This window comes from Streptomyces virginiae, from assembly GCF_041432505.1.
GTDB classification, from domain to species: Bacteria; Actinomycetota; Actinomycetes; order Streptomycetales; family Streptomycetaceae; genus Streptomyces; species Streptomyces virginiae_A.
The window spans coordinates 2,951,598-2,973,266 of sequence record NZ_CP107871.1; the positions used below are offsets into that span (position 1 = coordinate 2,951,598).

General features: G+C 72.5%; 19 protein-coding genes and 1 riboswitch. Of the genes, 12 read left to right on the plus strand and 7 right to left on the minus strand.

Going from position 1 to position 21,669, the window contains the following annotated elements; genetic code table 11:
- Positions 1 to 214: 214 nt before the first annotated feature.
- Entirely contained in the window at positions 215 to 838 is a 624-nt protein-coding gene (locus OG624_RS13790) for a TetR family transcriptional regulator (RefSeq protein WP_033227195.1), read from the plus strand.
- Between the two features lie 1,543 nt (positions 839 to 2,381).
- On the opposite strand, the gene OG624_RS13795 is transcribed toward OG624_RS13790, so the two are convergent.
- The 3 genes from OG624_RS13795 to OG624_RS13805 form a co-directional block, all read right to left on the minus strand.
- Entirely contained in the window at positions 2,382 to 3,392 is a 1,011-nt protein-coding gene (locus OG624_RS13795) for a hypothetical protein (protein ID WP_051764047.1), read from the minus strand.
- 187 nt (positions 3,393 to 3,579) lie between these two features.
- Positions 3,580 to 3,813, minus strand: coding sequence for a ferredoxin (locus OG624_RS13800; protein WP_161297452.1), 234 nt, complete (start codon positions 3,811 to 3,813; stop codon positions 3,580 to 3,582).
- Positions 3,813 to 5,276, minus strand: coding sequence for an aldehyde dehydrogenase (locus tag OG624_RS13805; RefSeq protein ID WP_033227069.1), 1,464 nt, complete (start codon positions 5,274 to 5,276; stop codon positions 3,813 to 3,815). Before OG624_RS13805 ends, OG624_RS13800 begins: the two co-directional genes overlap by 1 nt.
- Positions 5,277 to 5,474: 198 nt before the next feature.
- Between OG624_RS13805 and OG624_RS13810 the strand changes: the two genes are divergently transcribed.
- From OG624_RS13810 to OG624_RS13840, 7 genes are all read left to right on the plus strand, one after another.
- The gene (locus OG624_RS13810; RefSeq protein WP_371639456.1) at positions 5,475 to 6,620 is read left to right on the plus strand and encodes an MBL fold metallo-hydrolase; all 1,146 of its coding nucleotides are present in this window, start codon (positions 5,475 to 5,477) and stop codon (positions 6,618 to 6,620) included.
- Positions 6,621 to 6,714: 94 nt separating this feature from the next.
- A riboswitch (cobalamin riboswitch) is annotated at positions 6,715 to 6,784 on the plus strand.
- A 140-nt stretch (positions 6,785 to 6,924) separates the two neighbouring features.
- Complete coding sequence (locus OG624_RS13815; RefSeq protein ID WP_033227068.1) at positions 6,925 to 8,178, plus strand: prenyltransferase/squalene oxidase repeat-containing protein; 1,254 nt, start codon at positions 6,925 to 6,927, stop codon at positions 8,176 to 8,178.
- Positions 8,178 to 8,843: an SCO2322 family protein gene (locus OG624_RS13820; protein ID WP_033227066.1), complete on the plus strand. Its 666-nt coding sequence runs from the start codon at positions 8,178 to 8,180 to the stop codon at positions 8,841 to 8,843. Before OG624_RS13815 ends, OG624_RS13820 begins: the two co-directional genes overlap by 1 nt.
- Positions 8,816 to 10,105 carry an energy-coupling factor transporter transmembrane protein EcfT gene (locus OG624_RS13825; RefSeq protein WP_371640852.1) on the plus strand — a complete coding sequence of 430 codons (1,290 nt, stop codon included), beginning with the start codon at positions 8,816 to 8,818 and terminating at the stop codon, positions 10,103 to 10,105. The genes OG624_RS13820 and OG624_RS13825 overlap by 28 nt, the downstream gene beginning before the upstream one ends.
- The gene (locus OG624_RS13830) at positions 10,102 to 11,949 is read left to right on the plus strand and encodes an ABC transporter ATP-binding protein (RefSeq protein ID WP_371639457.1); all 1,848 of its coding nucleotides are present in this window, start codon (positions 10,102 to 10,104) and stop codon (positions 11,947 to 11,949) included. The genes OG624_RS13825 and OG624_RS13830 overlap by 4 nt, the downstream gene beginning before the upstream one ends.
- On the plus strand, positions 11,946 to 12,827 hold the full coding sequence (locus OG624_RS13835; protein ID WP_371639458.1) for an ECF transporter S component: 882 nt from the start codon (positions 11,946 to 11,948) through the stop codon (positions 12,825 to 12,827). Before OG624_RS13830 ends, OG624_RS13835 begins: the two co-directional genes overlap by 4 nt.
- 309 nt (positions 12,828 to 13,136) lie before the next feature.
- Positions 13,137 to 13,541 carry a transglycosylase SLT domain-containing protein gene (locus OG624_RS13840; RefSeq protein WP_030715288.1) on the plus strand — a complete coding sequence of 135 codons (405 nt, stop codon included), beginning with the start codon at positions 13,137 to 13,139 and terminating at the stop codon, positions 13,539 to 13,541.
- A 123-nt stretch (positions 13,542 to 13,664) separates the two neighbouring features.
- Here the strand turns inward: OG624_RS13840 and OG624_RS13845 are convergent, their stop codons facing one another.
- Complete coding sequence (locus OG624_RS13845) at positions 13,665 to 14,834, minus strand: steroid 3-ketoacyl-CoA thiolase (RefSeq protein WP_030390693.1); 1,170 nt, start codon at positions 14,832 to 14,834, stop codon at positions 13,665 to 13,667.
- A 242-nt stretch (positions 14,835 to 15,076) separates the two neighbouring features.
- Here OG624_RS13845 and OG624_RS13850 point away from each other — a divergent pair, with 242 nt between their 5' ends.
- Entirely contained in the window at positions 15,077 to 16,372 is a 1,296-nt protein-coding gene (locus OG624_RS13850) for a cytochrome P450 (RefSeq protein ID WP_051764045.1), read from the plus strand.
- Between the two features lie 248 nt (positions 16,373 to 16,620).
- Here the strand turns inward: OG624_RS13850 and OG624_RS13855 are convergent, their stop codons facing one another.
- Together OG624_RS13855 and OG624_RS13860 are read right to left on the minus strand one after the other, a co-directional pair.
- On the minus strand, positions 16,621 to 17,367 hold the full coding sequence (locus OG624_RS13855; RefSeq protein WP_326747986.1) for a hypothetical protein: 747 nt from the start codon (positions 17,365 to 17,367) through the stop codon (positions 16,621 to 16,623).
- 163 nt (positions 17,368 to 17,530) lie between these two features.
- Positions 17,531 to 19,600: a bifunctional glycosyltransferase 87/phosphatase PAP2 family protein gene (locus OG624_RS13860; protein WP_371639459.1), complete on the minus strand. Its 2,070-nt coding sequence runs from the start codon at positions 19,598 to 19,600 to the stop codon at positions 17,531 to 17,533.
- 244 nt (positions 19,601 to 19,844) lie between these two features.
- On the opposite strand from OG624_RS13860, the gene OG624_RS13865 reads away from it, so the two are divergent.
- The gene (locus OG624_RS13865; RefSeq protein WP_033227063.1) at positions 19,845 to 20,048 is read left to right on the plus strand and encodes an antitoxin; all 204 of its coding nucleotides are present in this window, start codon (positions 19,845 to 19,847) and stop codon (positions 20,046 to 20,048) included.
- A gap of 170 nt (positions 20,049 to 20,218) precedes the next feature.
- Complete coding sequence (locus OG624_RS13870) at positions 20,219 to 20,551, plus strand: antibiotic biosynthesis monooxygenase family protein (RefSeq protein ID WP_030715302.1); 333 nt, start codon at positions 20,219 to 20,221, stop codon at positions 20,549 to 20,551.
- 100 nt (positions 20,552 to 20,651) lie between these two features.
- On the opposite strand, the gene OG624_RS13875 is transcribed toward OG624_RS13870, so the two are convergent.
- On the minus strand, positions 20,652 to 21,047 hold the full coding sequence (locus tag OG624_RS13875; protein WP_033227062.1) for a nuclear transport factor 2 family protein: 396 nt from the start codon (positions 21,045 to 21,047) through the stop codon (positions 20,652 to 20,654).
- A 108-nt stretch (positions 21,048 to 21,155) separates the two neighbouring features.
- Here OG624_RS13875 and OG624_RS13880 point away from each other — a divergent pair, with 108 nt between their 5' ends.
- On the plus strand, positions 21,156 to 21,668 hold the full coding sequence (locus tag OG624_RS13880) for a GNAT family N-acetyltransferase (RefSeq protein WP_352165795.1): 513 nt from the start codon (positions 21,156 to 21,158) through the stop codon (positions 21,666 to 21,668).
- Position 21,669 lies beyond the last annotated feature (1 nt).

Consider the following 21,669-nt stretch of genomic DNA (forward strand, 5'->3'; position numbering starts at 1 on the left):
GGCCCCCTTCTCACTGCAACTTTCGCCGGAGCGTAACCGCTCGGATAATGTAGAACAAGTTTCAGACTTGATCCGTCGAAGACCATTGAATCTACCGGCCGGAAACCACACCGTAAGAGGCGGAGCAGGTGATTCGCGCCACGGCTCCGGCGCCTGCGATGCTGGCCGCGGACCAGCCCGGATTCAGCCCGCGCAACGATACGGAACGGGACACATGACAGCGGAAGTGAAGGCCGTCACCACACCGGCGTCGCCTCCCCTGACGGAACGCCAGGAGGCACGCCGCCGCCGGATCCTGCACGCCAGCGCCCAGCTGGCCAGCCGGGGCGGTTTCGACGCCGTACAGATGCGCGAGGTCGCGGAGGCGGCGGGCGTGGCCCTGGGCACGCTCTACCGCTACTTCCCGTCCAAGGTGCACCTGCTGGTCGCCACCATGCAGGACCAGCTCCAGCACATGCACACCACGCTGCGCAAACGCCCGCCGGCCGGGGACGACCCGGCGGCACGGGTCGCGGAGACCTTGATGCGGGCCTTCCGCGCCCTCCAGCGGGAGCCGCAGCTGGCCGACGCGATGGTGCGGGCACTGACGTTCGCGGACCGGAGCGTGAGCCCCGAGGTGGACACGGTGTCCCGGCTGACCACGGCGATCATCCTGGACGCGATGGGCCTGGAGCACCCCCCGACGGCGGAGCAGCTCTCGGCGGTCCGGGTCATCGAGCACACCTGGCACTCGGCTCTGATCACGTGGCTTTCCGGCCGCGCCTCGATCGCCCAGGTCAAGATCGACATCGAAACGGTGTGCCGCCTGATCGACCTGACGGCCCCGGAAAAGGCCTGAAGCCGCCGCTGCGGCGAGGCGGGGCCGGGGGCCGGGCGGGGGGCCGGACGAGGGCGGGCGGAGTCGGGGTGGGCGGGAGCCACTCGATCCGCATCACAGCTGTGTATGGGGGTTTCCCGTCAGTCCCATCGTCCCTCCGGGTCGGGCCGGTCCCTCAAGGGCGCTCCTTCGTCGCGTCGCTTCGCGATGTCGCTGCGCTCCACCCTTGACCGACCGTCCCGCCCCGGAGAAACGAAAGACTGCCGAGAAGCCCCCAAAAGAACGAGCCGGTCCAAGCTTTCAGGGACGGGGACATCACAGCCCCCCAGGCCGGCCCTGGCGGCAACGACCGCGAGACGAGTCCGACAGAAGGCCGCACCCTGCGACGGAGCGCATCCGATCGCTACACGCTCCCCACCTCTCAGCGTCCGACGACCGTCTGGGGCTGGGCATAGGCCGCCTACCACCCCAGGTATTCCGCGCTCGTCGCGTCCGACGACCGTCCGTGGCCGGGCATAAGCCGCCCACGACCGCGATCCGATCCTCGACCCGCGTCCGCCGATCGGTCGCGGCTGGGCACAGGCCGCCCACGACCGGGCCCCGGCTCCCGCCCTGCGGCCGACGACCGGCCGTGGCCGGGCACAGGCCGCCTCAGATCGCCGCGCGCCTCTCCACGTCGGCGACCTGCGGCCGTCGACGGCCGATGGGGCGCACCGAGAGAGGTGAGGGCGGCCAGCAGCTCGGCTGATCCGTCGTGGATTCAGGTCAGCGCAAGGACGACATCACAAGCCCACACACAAAGTGGGGCAATTGGCGTGATATGTCGATCGTCTGGGCCGCTCACCTGCGCTGACCCGCATCCACCGCGACATGGCCGCGCTTCTGCGTCTTTTCGCCTCCGCCGGCGTGCGGACGCCTCCCGTGAGAAGCGTCCATGGGCCGTAAGCGGCCTATGACCGACCACAGGCGGCCGTCGGACGCGGTGAGCGCGAGGTGCCTGAGGTCGTGGGCGGCCTATGACCCGCCACAGACGGTCGTCGGACGCGATGAGCGCGGAATGCCTGGGGTGGTAGGCGGCCTATGCCCGGCTCCAGACGGTGGTCGGACGCGGTGAGCGCGGAATGGCCGAGGTCGCGTGGGCGGCTTATGTCCAGCCCCGGACGGTGGTCGGACGCTGAGACGTCAGGAGCGCGTAGCGATGTGGTGCGCCCCTTCGCTCTGACGCACAGGTCTCATGGGCCTGTCTCGGGATCGTGCTCACCAGGGCGTGCCCTGGCTGCTGTGATCTCCCCGTCCTTCGTGCCTTGGACCGGCTCGTTCTTTTGGGGGCTTCTCGGCAGTCTTTCGTTTCTCCGGGTCGGGACGGTCGGTCAAGGGTGGAGCGCAGCGACATCGCGAAGCGACGCGACGACGAAGGAGGAGCGCCCTTGAGGGACCGGCCCGACCCGGAGGGACGATGGGACTGACGGGAAACCCCCATACACAGCTGTGATGCGGACCGAGTGGACCCCGCCGTCCCCACCACCGCCCCACCTACCCGACGCCGCCCGAGCGGCCCCGCGGCTCACCGCCGCGTGAGCAGGGCTCCCCAGACGGCCCGGGCGCGGTGCAGTCGGTAGGAGAGCTTGCCCCACGGGCGATAGCTCCACGGGATGGCGTTCGCGTAGCCGTCGACCTGTCGGAACTGCTCCAGGGCCGCTCGGTAGCGGCGCTGGCGGACGAGGAAGTAGGCGAGCAGGTGCCGCGCCTCCGGCAGGTTCGGGTGGCCTTCCGCCACTCCGACGTCCTCCAGCGCCGCGTCCACGAGCGCGACGACGTGCGGCGTACCGAACAGGCCGGCGGGGTCGCCTCCCAGGTCCACTTCCTCGTACCACGCGAGCAGGGGCAGGAGCGCCAGCAGGCTCCCACGCGGCGCCTGCCTGGCCGCCCGCGCCGCGAACTCCTCCACTTCGGCCCGGGAACCGCGCCACTTGCTGCAGAAATACAGCAATGCGGCGTAGTGGGTGCCGAAGTGGTGCGGCGAGGCCGCCTCGGCCTCGGCCAGCAACGCGCCCATCTCGTCCTTGGAGAAGGCCAGCCCGCGCCCGACCGTGACCAACCCGGCCAGCGGCGTCGGATCTCCCGGACAGCGGCGTGCGGCGTCCGCCAGCTCCACGCGCGCCGCGGCAAGCTCCTGGTGGAAGCCGGCGAACTGCTCCCGGGACGTCACACTCGCCGACCGGAACCCGCGCAGCCGCCAGGCCCGCTTCACGCGCGTACACCCGGCGACCAACATCGCGTCGGGGTCGTCCGGGGCGGCCGCCTGCCAGGCCTTCAGCCAGCCGTCTCCGTCGTACGCGGCTGAGTACGCCAGGTGCCCGGCGTAGTGCGTACGGCGCTCCCAGTCGGTTCCGGCCGCCTCCATGAGGTCGGCCGCGGGCTCCCACGCCCCACCGCGCACGGCCTTGAGCGCGAGCTGGAGCTGCGGATCGGGCCCGGCCAGACGCCCGTTCAGGGGGCGTGGGGGTATGAGGGCGGCCAGGAGAAGGCACAGCACCACGACCGCAGCAGCTGTGTAGAGGATGGGGATGGACACGGATGGATCGACCAACTGAAGCTGGGCCAAGGAGGTTCCCGTCATCGAACTCGTTCGCCCGTCCGTTCGAGATGCGAGCGCAGCGGAGTATGCAACATCGACAACGGAACGGACAACGGTCGATCATGCGGCGGGGCGGGGCGTATCCGACCGCCCCGCCCCTGCCCCCGCACCCGCCCCCGCTCCCCTATTCCTCCGGCGGGAAGACCGGTTCGCCCGTCGACGCGAGGGTGATGAGGATGGCTTCCACGGGGCAGCCTTCCGCCGCCGTGAGGGTGGGTTCGTTCGCGTCCGACTGGGGTGTGCGGGGGTGGGACTGGCGTGCCGAGTCCAGGACGAAGCCGTCCGGGGCGTGGTTCACGCACATGCCCGAGCCGATGCAGACGCCTCTGTCCACCTCGACCTGCCAGCGGTCACCCATCAGGCACCCGCTTCGTAACCGGCCGGGAGGTGGATCATCTTGTGCTCCAGGTACTCGCTCAGGCCCTCCGGGCCGAACTCCCGGCCCAGGCCGCTGTTCTTGTAGCCGCCGAAGGGGCCCAGCATGTCGAGGCTGAAGGTGTTCACGTTGAAGGTGCCGGTGCGGATCCGGCGGGCGAAGTCGATGCCGCGCTCGACGTCGGCGGTCCAGACGCTGCCGCTGAGGCCGAAGTCCGAGTCGTTGGCGACGCGTACCGCTTCGGCTTCGTCGCCGTAGGGGATCAGGCAGACGACCGGGCCGAAGATCTCCTCGCGTGCGATCCGCATGGAGTTGTCGACGTCGCCGAAGAGGGTGGGCTCCACGTACCAGCCCTGTTCCAGGTCCGCCGGGCGGCCGCCGCCCGCCAGGACCTTCGCGCCCTCCTCCTGGCCGATCCGGATGTAGTCCAGCGAGCGCTGCCGCTGCCGCTCGGCCACGAGCGGGCCGAGCTGGGTCGCCGGGTCGAGGGGGTCGCCGACGACGAGTGCGCCGGCCGCCTCCGCGAGGGCCTCGGCGACCTCCTCGTACCGGCTGCGGGGGGCGAGGATGCGGGTCTGGGCCACGCACGCCTGACCGTTGTTCATCCAGGCCGCCGGCACGATCCCGGCGACGGCGGTCGCCACGTCGGCGTCCGGGAGGACCACGGCCGCGGACTTGCCGCCGAGTTCGAGGGTGACGCGGGTGAGGTTGCGCGCGGCGACCTCCATCACGCGCTTGCCGGCCGCGACCGAGCCGGTGAAGGAGACCTTGTCGATGCCGGGGTGCCCGACGAGGTACTCGCTGACCTCGCGGTCCGCGGGCAGGATCGACAGCACGCCCTCGGGGAGTCCGGCCTCGCGTGCGATGTCGGCGAGGATGTAGGAGTCGAGCGGCGCCTCGGGCGAGGGCTTGAGGATGACGGTCGATCCGGTCAGGAGGGCGGGGGCGAGCTTGGCCGCCGCCACGAACTGCGGGACGTTCCAGGGGATGACGGCGGCGACCACGCCCACCGGCTCCCGGCGCACCAGGATCGGGCCGAGCACGCCCTGGCGGTGCTCCTCGTACGGGTAGGCGCGGGCGACGGTGATCGCGGCGTCGTAGACCATCATCGGGCCGAGTGCCTGGGCGAGGACGCTCCAGGAGTACGGGGAGCCGTTCTGGGAGCTGATCGAGCGGGCGATCTCCTCGTGCCGGACGGCGATGGCGTCCTTGATCCGGGAGACGACGGCTATCCGCTCGTCCAGGGTCATCCGCGGCCAGGGCCCCTCGTCGAACGCCTTGCGGGCGACGGCGACGGCGCGGTCGACGTCCGCCTTCGAGGCGTGCGGGACGGAGCCGATGACCTGCTCGGTGTGGGGGGAGACGATCCGGATCGTGTCGGTGCCCAGCGGATCCGTCCACTCCCCGCCGATGAACAGCTTTCCGTGTTCCACGAGCTCGGTCATGGCTGAGGCCTCCTGCGGCTTGGCGTTGCAGAACTGATACCAGTTCTAGTTAGAGGAGTCCACGGCCAGGACGGAACCTCCGTCGCCGTCGCGGAGAAGATCGAACGACTAGTCAGCGAGCCCGGAAAGTGGTCGACTTGGGCTACTACTGGAACACGTTCTCATCCGAGGGCGGCAACAGGGGGAGGGCGAGGGCGCATGACGGAGGACGACACGTCACAGGCCACGCAGGACGGCACGTCACAGGCCACGCAGGACGGCACGTCACAGGCCGCGCAGGCCGGCACGGCAGGGGCCACCGGGGACACACCGCACGTCACCGATCACGGCGGCGGCGTGTGGGCCATCAAGGTCCCCATCCCCGACAACCCCCTCGGACACACCCTCGTCCACGTCCTCGACACCGACCGCGGCCCGGTCCTCGTCGACACCGGCTGGGACGACCCCGCCTCCTGGGACACCCTCGTCGCCGGCCTCGCCGCACTCGGCACCGCCGTCACCGACATCCACGGCGTGGTCATCACCCACCACCACCCCGACCACCACGGCCTCTCCGGCCAGGTCCGCGAGGCCTCCGGCGCCTGGATCGCCATGCACGCCGCCGACACCGAGGTCGTCGTACGCACCCGCTCCTCCGAACCCGGCATCTGGTTCGACTACATGAGCGCCAAACTCGCCGCCGCCGGAGCCCCCGAGGAGCACATCGCCCCACTGCGCGCCGCCCGCGCGACCGGCCGCATGCGCACCCTGCCCGGCCTGCGCGCCGCCGTCCCCGACCGGGAGATCGTCCCCGCCGAGCTGCTCCCCCTCGCCGGCCGCCGGCTGCGCGCCATCTGGACCCCCGGCCACACCCCCGGCCACGTCTGCCTGCACCTGGAGGAGGAGCACCCGGCCCAGCTCCCCGGCAACGGCCGCCTCTTCTCCGGTGACCACCTGCTGCCCGGGATCTCCCCCCACATCGGCCTGTACGAGGCTCCGGAGGACACCCGCGTCACCGACCCCCTCGGCGACTACCTCGACTCCCTCGAACGCATCGGCCGCCTCGGACCCGCCGAGGTGCTCCCGGCCCACCAGCACGCCTTCACCGACGCTCCCGCCCGCGTACGGGAGCTCCTCGACCACCACGAGGAGCGGCTCACCGGCCTCTGGACGCTGCTGGCCGAGCCGCTGACCCCGTGGGGGCTGGCCGAGCGGATGGAATGGAACCGGCCCTGGGAGCAGATCCCGTACGGCTCCCGCAACATCGCCGTCTCCGAAGCGGAGGCCCATGTGCGGCGACTGGTCAAGCAGGGCCGCGCCGAGGCGGTGCCGGGCACGGACCCGGTCACCTACCGGGCCCTGTGACCGAGCCCGGTAAGGGGCGCCCGGCCCCTGCGCCCCCGAGCCCGCCGGTTACGGGCCGGTAGAGTGAGCCTGTCGTCCACACCTCTGTACGGGGGGAAGCCGGTGAAACTCCGGCGCTGACCCGCAACCGTGACCCACACCCGGCACCGCCCGGGCGGGGAGCCGGAATGCCCCGTACCCGAGGTGCGCGGCTCGTGCCGCCGGAGCCCCCGGCGGCCGGCACCGTCGAGGTAAACGGAGCCGGAGCCCGGTGCCTGTGCGTGCCTGCTGCCGGTTCCCCCGTACGAGAGGCACCCGCCCCCTGATGAACGTCCGCCGTAGCGCAGCCGCGCTCGCCGCCTCCGCCGTGCTCTGCGTGGGCGCCGCCCCCGCAGCCCTCGCCGACACCGCGCCGCCCGCCTCCCCCTCCGCGCCGCCGGTCATCCCCTCCGGCCTGTACGGCAAGACCGACCCCACCTACGACGGTGTGTGGCGGCAGTCCTTCGCACTGCTCGGCCAGCACACGGTCGGCGTCGAGCCCGCCCGGGAGGCCGTGGTCTGGCTGGTCGGCCAGCAGTGCGCGACCGGTGGCTTCGCCTCCTTCCGCGCGAACGTCGCCGTCGACTGCGACGCGAACACGATGTACGACACGAACGCCACCTCGGCGGCCGTGCAGGCGCTCAAGGCGCTCGGCGGCCACGACGCGACCGTGCGCAAGAGCGTGGACTGGTTGAAGTCCGTCCAGAACGAGGACGGCGGCTGGAGCTACGTGCCCGGCTCCCCCAGCGACGCCAACTCCACCGCCGTGGTGATCAGCGCCCTGTCCGTGGCGGGCGAGAAGCCGGCCGAGGTCAGGTCGAAGGCGGGCAAGTCGGCCTTCGACGGCCTGCTGCCGTTCCAGCTGGGCTGCGCCGCCGAGCCGGCCGCCGACCGGGGCGCTTTCGCGTACCAGCCGGCCGACGGCAAGCTCGTCGCCAACGCCGACGCCACGGCCGCCGCGGCCCTGGCCGGCCTGGGCAAGGGCGCGGCCGTCGTCCCGTCCGCCGAGAACACCCCCGCCGCCCCGCTGGCCTGCCCGGCCGCGAACGCCGCCGACCCGGTGGCCGCCGCCCAGGGCGCGGCCGGCTACCTGGCCGAGGCCCTGAAGAAGGACGGCCACCTCATGGCCGTCACCCCGGGCTCGGACCAGCCCGTCCCCGACACCGGCAACACCGTCGACGCGGTACTGGCCCTGGCCGCCGCCGGACACAAGGAGTCGGCGGCGGGCGCGCTGAAGTGGCTGGAGACCAACTCCGCCGAGTGGGCCAAGGGCAGCCCGGCCGCCCTGGGCACCCTCGTCCTCGCCACGCACGCGACCGGCGCCGACCCGAAGTCCTTCGGCGGCACCGACCTCGTCGCCGCGCTGAACGCGACCGGCCCGGCCCCGCAGGGTGCGGACACCGAGGCGACCGAGGTGGACGGCAAGAAGGAGAAGTCCTCCGGCGGCCAGAACGTGTGGTGGATCGTCGGCGCGGGCGCCGCGGCCGGTATCGGCATCGGCATCCTGCTGAGCGGCCGTCGGAAGAAGAACGGGTCCTGATGCGCCGCCGCCTGCCCGCCGTGGCCCTCGCTCTCGGGATCACCTTGGCCCTGCTGGCCGCCACCCCGGCGCTGGCGGCCGGCTACCGCTACTGGTCGTTCTGGGACGGCTCGGCGGGCGGCGGCTGGTCGTACGCCACCCAGGGGCCGTCGCTGGCACGCCCCGCGGACGGCTCCGTGCAGGGCTTCCGCTTCTCGGTGAGCAAGGACGCGGCGGCGCAGGCGGCCCAGCCCCGTGCGGCGGCCGACTTCGCGGCCGTCTGCGGGGCGACCGCCCCGACGGAGGGCAGCAAGCGGGTGGCGCTCGTCATCGACTTCGGCGTCCCGCAGGACGCCCCGACGGGCGACACCCCGCCCGATGCCGCCCCGCGCACGGCCTGCGCGCAGGTGGCCTCCGGGGCGACGACGGCCGAGGCGCTGGCCTCGGTCGCCAAGCCGCTGCGCTACAACAGCGCGGCACTGCTGTGCGCGATCTCCGGCTATCCGAAGCAGGGGTGCGGCGACCAGGTCGCGGACGGCGCGGCGCAGTCCGCCGCCCCGACCCCGGCGCCCTCCGCCGCGCAGGATTCCGGCGGGGGCCCGTCCGCGGGCCTGCTCGCGGGGGTCGCCGCGGTGGCCGTGCTGGCCGCGGCCGGCATCTGGCAGTCCCGCCGCCGCACCCGATGACGGATCACGACACCGGGCCGTCGGCCGGCGCGCCCTCGGCCGGCCGGCCGGTCGGGCACGCCCCCACCGGACCCGCCCCCACCGGGCCCGCACCCGACGGCGTGCCCCCGGCCCGGCGGAGGCCGGCCGGGGCGCAGGACGCCCCGCGCCGGTCGACGTACGAAAGGTGGCGGCCCCCGCAGGCCGTGCGCGCCACCGCCCTGCACGCGGGCGCCTGGTGGCTGTGGGCCCTGGGTCTGGCCACCGCCGCCTCCCGCACCACCAACCCGCTGCTGCTCGGGCTGATCATCGGCGTCGCCGGATATGTGGTCGCGGCCCGCCGCACCGACGCTCCTTGGGCCCGTTCCTACGGCGCCTTCCTCAAGCTCGGCCTGTTCGTCATCGGCCTGCGCCTGCTCTTCTCCATGCTCCTGGGCTCCCCCATCCCCGGCTCGCACCTCCTGTTCTCCCTTCCGGAGGTTCCGCTGCCGGCCTGGGCCGAGGGCATCCGTTTCGGCGGCCGCGTCACCGCCGAGCAGCTCGTCTTCGCGTTCTACGACGGCCTGAAGCTGGCCGCCCTCCTGGTGTGCGTCGGCGCGGCGAACGCCCTCGCGAATCCGGCGCGGCTGCTGAAGTCCCTCCCGGCCGCCCTGTACGAGGCCGGGGTCGCCGTCGTCGTCGCCATGACCTTCGCGCCGAACATGGTCGCCGACGTCGTCCGGCTGCGGACCGCCCGCCGCCTGCGCGGCCGCCCCACCGGCGGGGTGAAGGCGATCCTCCAGATCGGCCTGCCGGTCCTGGAGGGCGCTCTGGAACGCTCCGTCGCGATCGCCGCGTCGATGGACGCCCGCGGCTACGGCCGCACGGCCGAGGTCCCGCCGGCGGTCCGGCACACCACCAACGTCCTCACCCTCGGCGGCCTGCTCGGCATGTGCGCCGGGACGTACGGCCTGCTCGCCGCGCAGGGCGCCGCGTACGGACTCCCCGTGCTCGGCGCCGGCGCGGCCCTGGCCGTCGCGGGTCTGCGCCTCGGCGGCCGCAGGTCGGTACGGACCCGCTACCGGCCCGACCGCTGGGGTGCGCGGGCCTGGCTGGTCTCCGGATCGGGCGCGGCCGTCGTGGCGCTGTTGATCCACGCCGCTTCCGTCGACCCCGCCGCGCTGCACCCGGGCGTGGTCCCGCTGACGGCCCCCACGCTCCCGCTGTGGCCGGCGGCCGCGATCCTGATCGGCCTGCTGCCCGCCTTCGTGGCACCCGTACCGCCCAAGGAGGCGTCGCAGTGATCCGCTTCGAGCAGGTGTCGGTCACCTACGAGGATGCGTCCGGCCCCTGTCTGCAGGGCGTCGACCTGGTGATCCCCGAGGGGGAGCTGACGCTGTTGGTCGGCCCGTCGGGCGTCGGCAAGTCCACCCTGCTGGGGGCGGTCTCCGGACTGGTCCCGCACTTCACGGGCGGCACCCTGCGGGGCCGGGTCACGGTCGCCGGCCGGGACACCCGCACCCACAAGCCGCGGGAGCTCGCGGACGTGGTCGGCACGGTCGGCCAGGACCCGCTCGCGCACTTCGTGACGGACACGGTGGAGGACGAGCTGGCCTACGGCATGGAGTCCCTGGGCCTGCCACCTGCGGTGATGCGCCGTCGGGTGGAGGAGACCCTGGACCTGCTGGGCCTGAACGAGTTGCGCGACCGGCCGATCGCGACGCTGTCGGGCGGCCAGCAGCAGCGGGTCGCGATCGGCTCGGTCCTCACCCCGCACCCCAAGGTGCTGGTGCTGGACGAGCCGACGTCCGCGCTGGATCCGGCGGCCGCGGAGGAGGTCCTCGCGGTCCTCCAGCGTCTGGTGCACGACCTGGGCACGACCGTGCTGATGGCGGAGCACCGGCTGGAGCGGGTCGTCCAGTACGCCGACCAGGTCCTGCTCCTGCCGTCGCCGGGCGCGGCTCCGGTCATCGGCACCCCGGCGGAGATCATGGCCGTCTCCCCGGTCCACCCGCCGGTGGTCTCCCTGGGCCGCCTCGCGGGCTGGTCCCCGCTCCCCCTGTCGATCCGCGACGCCCGCCGCCGCGCCGCTCCACTGATGGCCCGACTCGCCACTTCCCAGGGCTCCGACCTTTCAGCCTCGCCGGCGTTCGAGGCGCGGGGCGCGGCGGGGCGGAGCCCCGATCTTTCAGCCTCGCCGGCGTTCGAGGCGCGGGGCGCGGGGCGGGGCCCCGATCTTTCAGCCTCGCCGGCGTTTGAGGCGCGGGGGTCCGGGGGCGGAGCCCCCGTCGCCGGAGCCCCCGGGCTCCTCGCGCGCCTGCTCCGCCGCGGCAAGCAGGCCCCCGCCACCGCCCTCGCATCAGCCACCGGCACGGGCTCGGCCCCGGCCGCGGTCCGCGACCTCGGCGTCCGCCGTGGCCGCGTCCAGGCCCTGCACGGCATCACCCTCACCGTGGCCCCCGGCGAGACCATCGCCCTCATGGGCCGCAACGGCGCCGGCAAGTCCACCCTCCTGTCCACGCTCGTCGGTACGGTCGCCCCCACCACCGGCGAGGTGACCGTCGGCGGCCGCACCCCCCACCGCACGGCACCGCCCGAGATGGTGCGCCGCGTGGGCCTCGTCCCGCAGGAACCCCGCGACCTCCTCTACGCCGACACGGTGGCCGCCGAGTGTGCCGCCGCCGACTCCGACGCCGGCGCGCCCCCCGGCACCTGCCGGGACCTCGTGTCCGCGTTGCTTCCGGACGTCCCCGACGGCGTCCACCCGCGCGATCTCTCCGAGGGCCAGCGCCTGGCCCTCGCCCTGGCGCTGGTCCTCACCGGCCGTCCCGCCCTGCTGCTCCTCGACGAGCCCACCCGCGGCCTGGACTACGCCGCCAAGGTCCGCCTGATCGAGATCCTGCGCGGGCTGGCCGCCGAGGGCCACGCCATCGTCCTGGCCACCCATGACGTGGAGCTGGCGGCCGAGCTGGCCCACCGCGTGGTGATCCTGGCCGGTGGGGAGGTCGTCGCGGACGGTCCGACCGCCGAGGTCGTCGTCTCCTCGCCCGCCTTCGCCCCGCAGGTCGCGAAGGTCCTGGCCCCGGCCCCCTGGCTCACGGTGCGCCAGGTCGCCGAGGCCCTCGACGCGGCGGAGGCGGCCCGGTGAACAGCCCCGCACGCCCCGCACGCCGCACCCGCCCCGTCCGTATCGGCCCCCGCGCCGCCGTCGCCCTGGTCCTCGTCACCCTGATCGGCATCGCCGCCTTCGGCTGGCCGCTGCTCGCCGACCGCCAGTCGGGCCTCGCCCACTCGCAGGACGCCCCCTGGCTCTTCGCCGCGCTCCTTCCGCTGCTGGTGGCGGTGGTCGTCGCGACCATCGCCGACAACGGCATGGACGCGAAGGCGGTGGCGATGCTCGGTGTCCTCGCCGCCGTGGGCGCGGCGCTGAGACCGCTGGGCGCGGGTACGGCCGGGCTGGAGCCGATGTTCTTCCTGCTGGTGCTCAGCGGGCGCGTCCTCGGTCCCGGCTTCGGCTTCGTCCTGGGTTCGGTGACGATGTTCGCCTCCGCCCTGCTGACGGGCGGGGTCGGGCCGTGGATGCCGTTCCAGATGCTGGCGATGGGCTGGTTCGCGCTGGGGGCCGGGCTGCTGCCGGGCCCGGAGCGGATCCGGGGCCGGGCGGAGCTGCTGATGCTGGCGGCGTACGGCTGCGTGGGCGCGTTCGCGTACGGCACGATCATGAATCTGCAGGGCTGGGTGCTGCTGCAGGGCATGGGGCAGGGCATCTCCTTCCATCCTGGGGAGCCGGTGACCGCGAACCTGGCACGGTTCGCCGCGTACTGCCTGGCGACCTCGATGGGCTGGGACCTGGGCCGGGCCGTGCTGACGGTCGTACTGACCCTCACGCTCGGGGCGACCCTGCTGAAGGCGCTGCGCCGGGCGACCCGTAGAGCCGCCTTCGAGGCCCCCGTCTCCTTCGCTCCAGGGACGGGAGCGGAGCCCGAACCCGCCCTCGAAAGGGGTACGAACGGGAGCGGAGGGTGACATTCGGGCCCTCCCCCGGTGACCCGCCCCATAGGGCCCAGGTCACATACGAGGGCGGCTAGTAGGCCTCCGGCCCGGTCCGCCGCCGGGGTGCGGGGCCCCCGGCCGGCCCCTCGCTGCGAGGAGCGCTAGTAGGAGCGACCTTTGCCAGGCCGTCGGGGCGTCTGTAGAACTGGATGAGTCGCAAGGCGGCAGGGGTACTTCAGGTACTTCACCGCCGCCGACGAACCCCTCTCCTTTGCGTGAGTGGCTCACGCATGTCTTCGGCATGCGTGCGACCGCCCTTGTCCCCGTCGGAAGGTTTCCTCCGTGTCCAACACCGTCATCCGCCGCATCGCCGCTTCCAAGAAGGCCCTCGCGGGCACCGTCGTCGCCCTGGGTGTCGCCGGTTCCATGCTCGCCACGGTTCCCGCCCAGGCGGCCCCGACGAGCGCCAAGGCGATCGCGCAGCAGATGATCAAGGACCCGGCCCAGTTCGCTGCCTTCGACAAGATCATCTCGCACGAGAGCGGCTGGAACCACACCGCGACGAACCCGTCCTCCGGCGCGTACGGCCTGGCCCAGGCCCTCCCGGCCTCGAAGATGGCCTCCGCCGGCGCGGACTGGAAGACCAACCCCGCCACCCAGATCAAGTGGGGCCTGGACTACATGAACGACCGCTACGGCAGCCCGGTCGGCGCCTGGAACTTCTGGTCCGCCAACCACTGGTACTGAGCCGCCACCAGCAGGCAGCACGCAGTACGCGGCACGCAGACATACGAAGGCCCCGGTGGCCGGCCTCCCCAGGTCCGGCCTCCGGGGCCTTCTGCATCCCATCCCACGGGTCTCAGGGGCGCCTCACAGGCGCTGGATGATCGTGCCGGTCGCCAGCGCGCCTCCCGCGCACATGGTGATCAGCGCGAACTCCTTGTCACGGCGCTCCAGCTCGTGCAGCGCCGTGGTGATCAGCCGGGCGCCGGTGGCGCCGACGGGGTGGCCGAGCGCGATCCCCCCGCCATTGACGTTGACCTTCTCCAGGTCCTGGTCGAAGACCTGCGCCCAGGACAGGACCACGGAGGCGAAGGCCTCGTTGATCTCGACGAGGTCGATGTCCCGCAGTGACATCCCGGCCTTGCCGAGCACGGCCCGCGTCGCGTCGATGGGCCCGTCCAGGTGGTAGTGGGGGTCGGCGCCGACGAGGGTCTGGGCGACGATCCGGGCGCGCGGCTTGAGCTTGAGGGCGCGGGCCATCTTGCGCGAGGCCCACATCACCGCGGCGGCGCCGTCGGATATCTGCGAGGAGTTCCCGGCGGTGTGCACGGCGGTGGGCATGACCGGCTTGAGGCGGGCCAGCGCCTCCATGCTGGTGTCACGCAGGCCCTCGTCCCGGTCGACCAGGCGCCACATGCCCTGCCCGGCGGCCTGCTCCTCCTCGGTCGTCGGCACCTGCACGGCGAAGGTCTCGCGCTTGAACCGCTCCTCGGCCCAGGCGGCCGCGGCCCGCTCCTGGGAGAGGAGCCCGAGCCGGTCGACGTCCTCGCGGGACAGACCCCGGTGGCGGGCGATCCGCTCGGCGGCCTCGAACTGGTTGGGGAGGTCGACGTTCCACTCGTCCGGGAAGGGCTTCCCCGGGCCGTGCTTGGATCCGGACCCGAGCGGCACACGGCTCATGGCCTCGACGCCGCAGGCGATGCCGATGTCCATGACCCCGCCGGAGATCATGTTGGCGACCATGTGGTTGGCCTGCTGCGAACTGCCGCACTGACAGTCCACCGTCGTCGCGGCGGTCTCGTACGGGAGCCCCATGGCGAGCCAGGCGTTGCGGGCGGGGTTCATCGACTGCTCGCCGGCGTGCGTCACGGTGCCGCCGACGATCTGTTCCACGCAGTCGGGCTGGATTCCGGTACGGGCCAGCAGTTCGCGGTAGGTCTCACCGAGCAGGTAGGCGGGATGGAGGTTGGCGAGAGCGCCCCCGCGCTTACCGATGGGGGTGCGTACGGCTTCGACAATGACGGGTTCCGCGGCCATGAGCTCGTCCTCTCCTGCACTGCGTCAGCACGGCGGGCCGTCCCGGCGCCCCGCCCCGAACTAGTACGCGTTCTAGTTCTCCCCGCAGTCTTATGACCTGAGGCCCCGGCACGCAAGGGTCTTGCACGCGCCCTGCACGGATTCCACACGCAACAGTTGGCGCCGCGACCCTTGTCACTTCTAGAACTCGTTATTACCTTCAAGCCAACTTCTGATGGTCCGTCAGACTTTGGAGTTGCCCGATGTCCTGCCCCGCACTGCCCGAAGGCTTCGACGCCACCGACCCAGACCTGCTCCAAAGCCGCGTCCCCTTCCCGGAGTTCGCGCAGCTGCGGCAGACCGCACCCGTGTGGTGGTGCCCGCAGCGGCGGGGCGTCACCGGCTTCGACGACGAGGGCTACTGGGCAGTGACCCGGCACGCGGACGTCAAGTACGTCTCCACGCACCCGGAACTGTTCTCCTCGACGACCAACACCGCGATCATCCGCTTCAACGAGCACATCCAGCGTGATGCGATAGATGCCCAGCGCCTGATCATGCTGAACATGGATCCGCCGGAACACACGCGCGTACGCCAGATCGTGCAGCGCGGCTTCACCCCGCGGGCCATCCGCGGCCTGGAGGAAGCCCTGCGCGACCGCGCCCGGAAGATCGTCGAGGAGGCCGCGGCCACGGCCGCCGACGGCAGCTTCGACTTCGTGACGCAGGTGGCGTGCGAGCTCCCGCTGCAGGCCATCGCCGAACTGATCGGCGTACCGCAGAAGGACCGCGCGAAGATCTTCGACTGGTCGAACAAGATGATCGCCTACGACGACCCGGAGTACGCGATCACCGAGGAGGTCGGCTCCAACGCGGCCATGGAGCTCATCGGTTACGCGATGAACCTCTCCGCGCAGCGCAAGGAGTGTCCGGCCAAGGACATCGTCACGCAGCTGGTCGCGGCCGAGGGCCAGGGCAACCTCGGCTCCGACGAGTTCGGCTTCTTCGTCCTGCTGCTGGCGGTCGCGGGCAACGAGACCACGCGCAACGCCATCAGCCACGGCATGCACGCCTTCCTCACCCACCCCGAGCAGTGGGAGCTCTACAAGGCGACGCGGCCGTCGACCGCCGCCGAGGAGATCGTGCGCTGGGCCACCCCGGTGGTGTCCTTCCAGCGCACCGCCACCCAGGACACCGAGCTGGGCGGCCAGAAGATCAAGGCGGGCGACCGGGTGGGGATGTTCTACTCCTCCGCCAACCACGACCCCGAGGTCTTCACGAACCCGGGCGTCTTCGACATCACCCGCGACCCCAACCCCCACCTGGGCTTCGGCGGCGGCGGGCCGCACTTCTGCCTCGGCAAGTCCCTCGCCGTGATGGAGATCGACCTGATCTTCAACGCCCTGGCCGACGCCCTCCCGAACCTCCACCTCACGGACGCTCCCCCACGCCGCCTCCGCGCGGCCTGGCTCAACGGCATCAAGGAACTCCGCGTCACCCACTCCGCCCCCACCGACCACCCCAGCCCCGCCGACCATCCCAGCCCCGCCGGCGCTTGAGGCGCTCTTCCAGCCCCGCCGGCCACCCCAGCCCCGCCGGCGCTTGAGGCGCTCTTCCAGCCCCGCCGGCGTTTGAGGCGCGGGGGTCCGGGGGCGGCGCCCCCGGCAACGGCGCCGCACCCGTTCGAGTGGCGGTCCGGCCCGAACGGAGTGATCCTGGCAAGCAGCGGCGATCCAGCCGAAGGGGCGCCGGGGCAGCGTATGCCCCGGCGCCCCTTCGGCCTCCCCGCCCAGGGCCACGGCCACGGCTACGGCCGGGACGGCCGCCCCGCAACCGCGTCGTACACCCGCACCCGCACCCGCCGCTGCCACCCCTCCCTCTCCTCCCGCACCCGCGCCCGCCGTTCCTTCCGCCCCCCGGCGGGATACCGCGCCCGCGCCCAGGGCGACCCCGGCCGGGCCAGCCGCACCGCCCCGACCAGCGCGAAGACCGGTACGAGGATCCCCAGCAGCCCGGTGAACATCTTCCCCTTGGCCAGCGTCACCAGCACGAAGCCCGCGTTCACGGCGACCACCACCATGTACGTCCACCCGGAGGCTCGCGTTCCGCTCTCCGAGGCGTCGTCGACGCCGAAGGGCGACGCCCCCAGCAACAGCAGCCCGCACGCCGCCGCCCCGACAACCACCGCGTCCACGGAGAGCCGGCCCTCCTCGGACCAGTACACGTCCTTCAGGTGCAGGATCAGCGCGAACTCGTCGAGCACCAGCGCCGTCCCGATGCCGAAGACCGCCGCGTCGATCTCGGCCCACGGAGACTTGTTCCCGGTCGGGGAGGCCAGCCCCAACCCACCCACGATCATCAGGACCACGCCGAACACCACGTGGTGGATGTGCAGTCCGCCCGGCGTGACGTTCTTCGGCCACCAGGAGACCTGCGCCCGGATCAACCGCACGCTGATCCGGATGAAGAGGAACGCGCCGAGGAAGCCCAGCAGCAGGCACAGCAGCGGCTGCTTGCCCGGCTCGACGATCTGACGCTGGTACCAGTCGCCCACGTCTCAGCCCGCCCGCGTCCGGGCACGCCCGTCGGGTCCGACCCCGTACGCGCCCCCCGTCGGCCGCATCGGCTTCGCAGTCATGACCCGATGCTGGCACCGCCCCGGCCGCCGCGCCCGGCGGAAAGGAACCAGAACCGGCCCCGGACCGGCCGCGGCGCCGCTACGAGGAGGCCCGCGCCCCAGCCCTCAGCTTCAGCTCCCCTTCGCTCGACTCGCCCTCGCTCGACTCCGCCCCCGCGCCCTGCCGCTGCTCGGGCAGGTTCAGCTGCAGCCCCCGCGGCCCGGACAACACGTACACGAGCCCGAAGCCGGCGGACACGACCACGGCCCCGCCCACGGCGTCCAGTACCCAATGGTTGGCGGTGGCCACGATCGCGCACACCGTGATCAGCGGGTGCAGCGCCCCGAGCAGCTTCTGCCAGCCCTTGGGCGCCAGCACCACGATCACGATCCCGCACCACAGCGACCAGCCGAAGTGCAGCGAGGGCATCGCCGCGTACTGGTTGGAGATCGCGGTCATGGCCCCGTACGAGGGGTTCGCCAGGTCCTGCGGCCCGTGCACGGTGTCGATGAAGCCGAGGCCCGGCATCAGGCGCGGCGGCGCGAGCGGGTAGAGCCAGAAACCGACGAGCGCCAGGACGGTGGCCAGGCCCAGGGAGGCCCGGGCCCAGCGGTAGTCGCCGGGGCGCCGCCAGTACAGGACCGCGAGGATCGTCAGCGGGACGACGAAGTGGAAGGAGGTGTAGTAGAAGTTGAAGAACGCCTCCAGCCAGGGCGTGTCCACCACGGCGTGGTTCACGGCGTGCTCGATGTCGATGGCGAGCGCCTTCTCGATGCCGTGGATCTGACTGCCGTTGCCCTCGGCGAGGCTGCGGCTGGTGGGCGCGGCGGCCCGGATGTGCGAGTAGAGCGAGTAGCCGACCCTTATCAGCAGGAGTTCCAGCAGCAGGTTCGGGCGGGACAGCACGCGCCGCCAGAACGGCAGCAGCGGCACCCGCGCCCAGCGGGCCACCGCGGGCTGCCCGTAGTCGGTGGGTACGGGCTGACGCCAGTACGCCGACGAGCGGTGCAGGAACGGTACCGCGCAGGCCGCGGCCACGGCGGTGAGCAGCGGCACGTTGTCGCGTACGGGGGCCAGCGCGGCCAGGTTCGGCAGCAGCATCGTGCTCGGCAGGGTCATGGCGAGGACCACGGCCACCGGCCACACGCGCCGGTCGGCGGCCCGCTCGCCCACCTTGCCGGCGACGGCGAGGAGCACCCAGAGCAGCTGGTGGCGCCAGCCGGTCGGGGACACGGCGACGGCCACGCAGCCGGTGACCGCGACGGCGAGCAGCAGCTGGCCGTCGCGGGCGTAGCGGACCGCGCGGCGCAGGCCGATCCAGACGATGGCGGCCGCGAGGGATCCGTAGAGCAGGATCTCGGCGGGTCCGGTCAGGCCGAGGCGCAGCAGCGCGCCGTGCACGGACTGGTTGGCGAGGCCGGCGGGGGCGCCGCCGAGGCCGGTACCGGCCAGGTGCTCGACCCAGTACGTCCACGAGTCGCGCGGCATGGCCGCCCAGGACAGCGCGGTGGCTCCGGCGAAGGTCACGGCGGCGGTGCGCGCGGTGGGGCGGCGTCCGGTCAGCCACAGCAGCGGGGCGAACAGCAGCAGTGCGGGTTGGAGCGCGGCGGCGAGGCCGACGAGGAAACCGGCGGGCCGCTCTCCCGGGACACGGAACACGGCGAGCAGCACCAGCAGCACGGGCAGGACGGCGGTCCGGCCGGGCGAGGCGGCCTCGCGGACGGGCAGCGAGACCATCATCAGCGCCGTGAGCACGGGCGCTGCGAGGAGCGCGGTGCGTCGCGGCACCGGGTCGGGCAGGCCGCGGGCGGCGACGAGGCCGATGGCGGCGACGCACAGCAACGTCACGCAGGTCCAGGCGACCTCCAGCGACGGGGCGGCGAGGCCGACCAGCGGCTTGAGGACGAGCCCGGCGAAGGGGGTGCCGGAGAACTGGCCGGTGTCGTAGACCGATCCGGGCAGGCCGCCGGGGAGGTGGAAGCCGCTCAGCCACTCGCCCGGTGGCATCCGCAGCACGACGACGGCCTGTCTGACGGCGAGAGCACCGGCCAGCGCCCACAGGAGGAGCCGGGCCGCCCCGAGCCTGCCGTGATCGCCTATGACTCCGGCATGTCCGTTCGCACCGCTGTGCTCTGCCGCGTTAGCCACGCCTCGCCGGCCTCCCGCCATGTTGACCGCAACCCTGACTTCGCCTGGCTGCCGCGCTCCATTACCCGCACGACGATATCCCCCACGGGATGGGTCGGGCGGCTCTCACGGGCATCGCGCGGACGGGCGGGACCGGCGACCCGCGCGGCCCGTTCCTCGACCCGGGCGCCCGGGTCGAGCCGGGGACCGACGGGCTCTCCAGGTGCGGACACCGGACTTCGTGGCGAAGCTGAGGTGGACAGGCATTCTGTGGAGAGGACGGCTCATGTCCATGCTTGACAAGCTCAAGGACCTCATCAAGGGACACCCTGACCAGGCCCGCCAAGGCGTCGAGAAGGCGGGAGACGCTTTCGACGCGAAGACCGGTAACAAGTACCAGAGCCAGGTCGACACGGCGCAGCAGAAGCTCAACGAGCAGATCGGCAAGGAGCCGCCCACGCCTGGGCAGACCCGTCCGCCGCAGCCCTGAATCGGGCTTCCGGACCGGTGGGGCGCAAGGACCACGCCCGCGGGGACCGCACCACGGTGCGGTCCCCGCGGGCGGATGTGCGGGCGCATGTGCGGGCGCATGTAGGAAACTGCACGCATGTCGTCGAGGCCGGGCATACCGCCCGGCCCGCGTTCCATGAGAGGTGTCCTGTGCCCAGCGTCGTAAAGATCAACGCACTGACGGTCCCCGCCGAGCAGCGGGAGATCCTGGAGAAGCGCTTCGCCTCCCGGGCCGGGGCGGTGGAGAGCTCGGACGGCTTCGAGTGGTTCGAGCTGCTGCGCCCGGTGGAGGGCACGGACCAGTACCTCGTCTACACGCGCTGGCGTTCGGAGGAGGACTTCCAGGCGTGGATGGAGGGCCCGATGAAGGCTGCCCACCAGGGCGGCGGTGAGGGTGGCGGCGAGCGGCCGAAGCCGGCGGCTTCCGCGTCCACGGTGTGGTCGTTCGAGGTCGTGCAGCAGGCGGCGCCGAAGCAGGCCTGACGCGATTCGGGCCCGGGTCGGGGCCCGGCCCGGGTGTCGGACCGGGCCCCGACCCGGGCCCGTGGCGCGCCGGCCCCGGCCCCGGCCCCACGGGGGCAGCTCAGCTCCAGAAGACGTCTTCCTCGTCGATGTCCGCGGTGCACTGGTCGATATCGGTGATCTTGTTGCCGATGATCGTGAAGAAGAGCCCCTGGCGGATCTCGATGCCGCGGTCACCACGGTCGGCGCGCACGGTGTGGAAACTCATCACGTGCCCGCGCCCGTCCGCCAACACCGATTCCAGATCCACCTGGAAGGTGCCGTCCGTCTCCGTGCCGAGGCGACGGAAGAGGTCCAGGACGTTGTCCCGCCCCTTGTGGTGCCCGGACAACGGGTTGCTGCCCGGCACGTGGTGGATGACATCGGCCGTCAGCAACGTGCTCATCGTCTCCATGTCGCCCTTGCCGAAGGCCTCGTAGCCGCGGCGGACCAGGGCACAGTCGGGATGCTCTGACATGGCGTTCCCACCCTCCGGGGTACGCAGGGAATGTCCTTTTTCCTATCATCGGCCCGGCCTTGTGGATATTCCACGCGGGAGATCCCCCGCCAACTCCACAATGACGCCATGACCACTCACAGCGAACACCTCACCCCCACCCTGTCGTGGACCGTGACCCCCGAACCGTTCACCACCCGGGACGCCACCGCCCTGCGCCGCGCGTACTACGCCGAGCTCGCCGGCCGGTACTGGAAACGGCAGGTCACCGAGACCGAGATCGACCAAGGGCTGCTGGACTTCCCGGACGACGGGCTCGTCCCGCCGACGGGGCAGTTCGTCGTCGGCAGACTCGACGGCGAGCCCCTGGCGTGCGGCGGCATCCGGCTGCTCGACCCCCTGACCGCCGAGCTCACCAGGGTGTACGTCGACCGGCGCGCCCGCGGCACCGGCGGCGGGGCGGCTCTGCTGCAGGTCCTGGAAGCGGAGGCCCGAGCGCTCGGCGCCGAGCGGGTCCGCCTGGACACCCGGTCGGACCTCGTCGAGGCCCGAGCGTTGTACGCGCGCCACGGATACGGGGAAATACCGGCCTACAACTCCGACCCGTACGCGGAGCACTGGTTCGAGAAGAACCTTCCCTAGC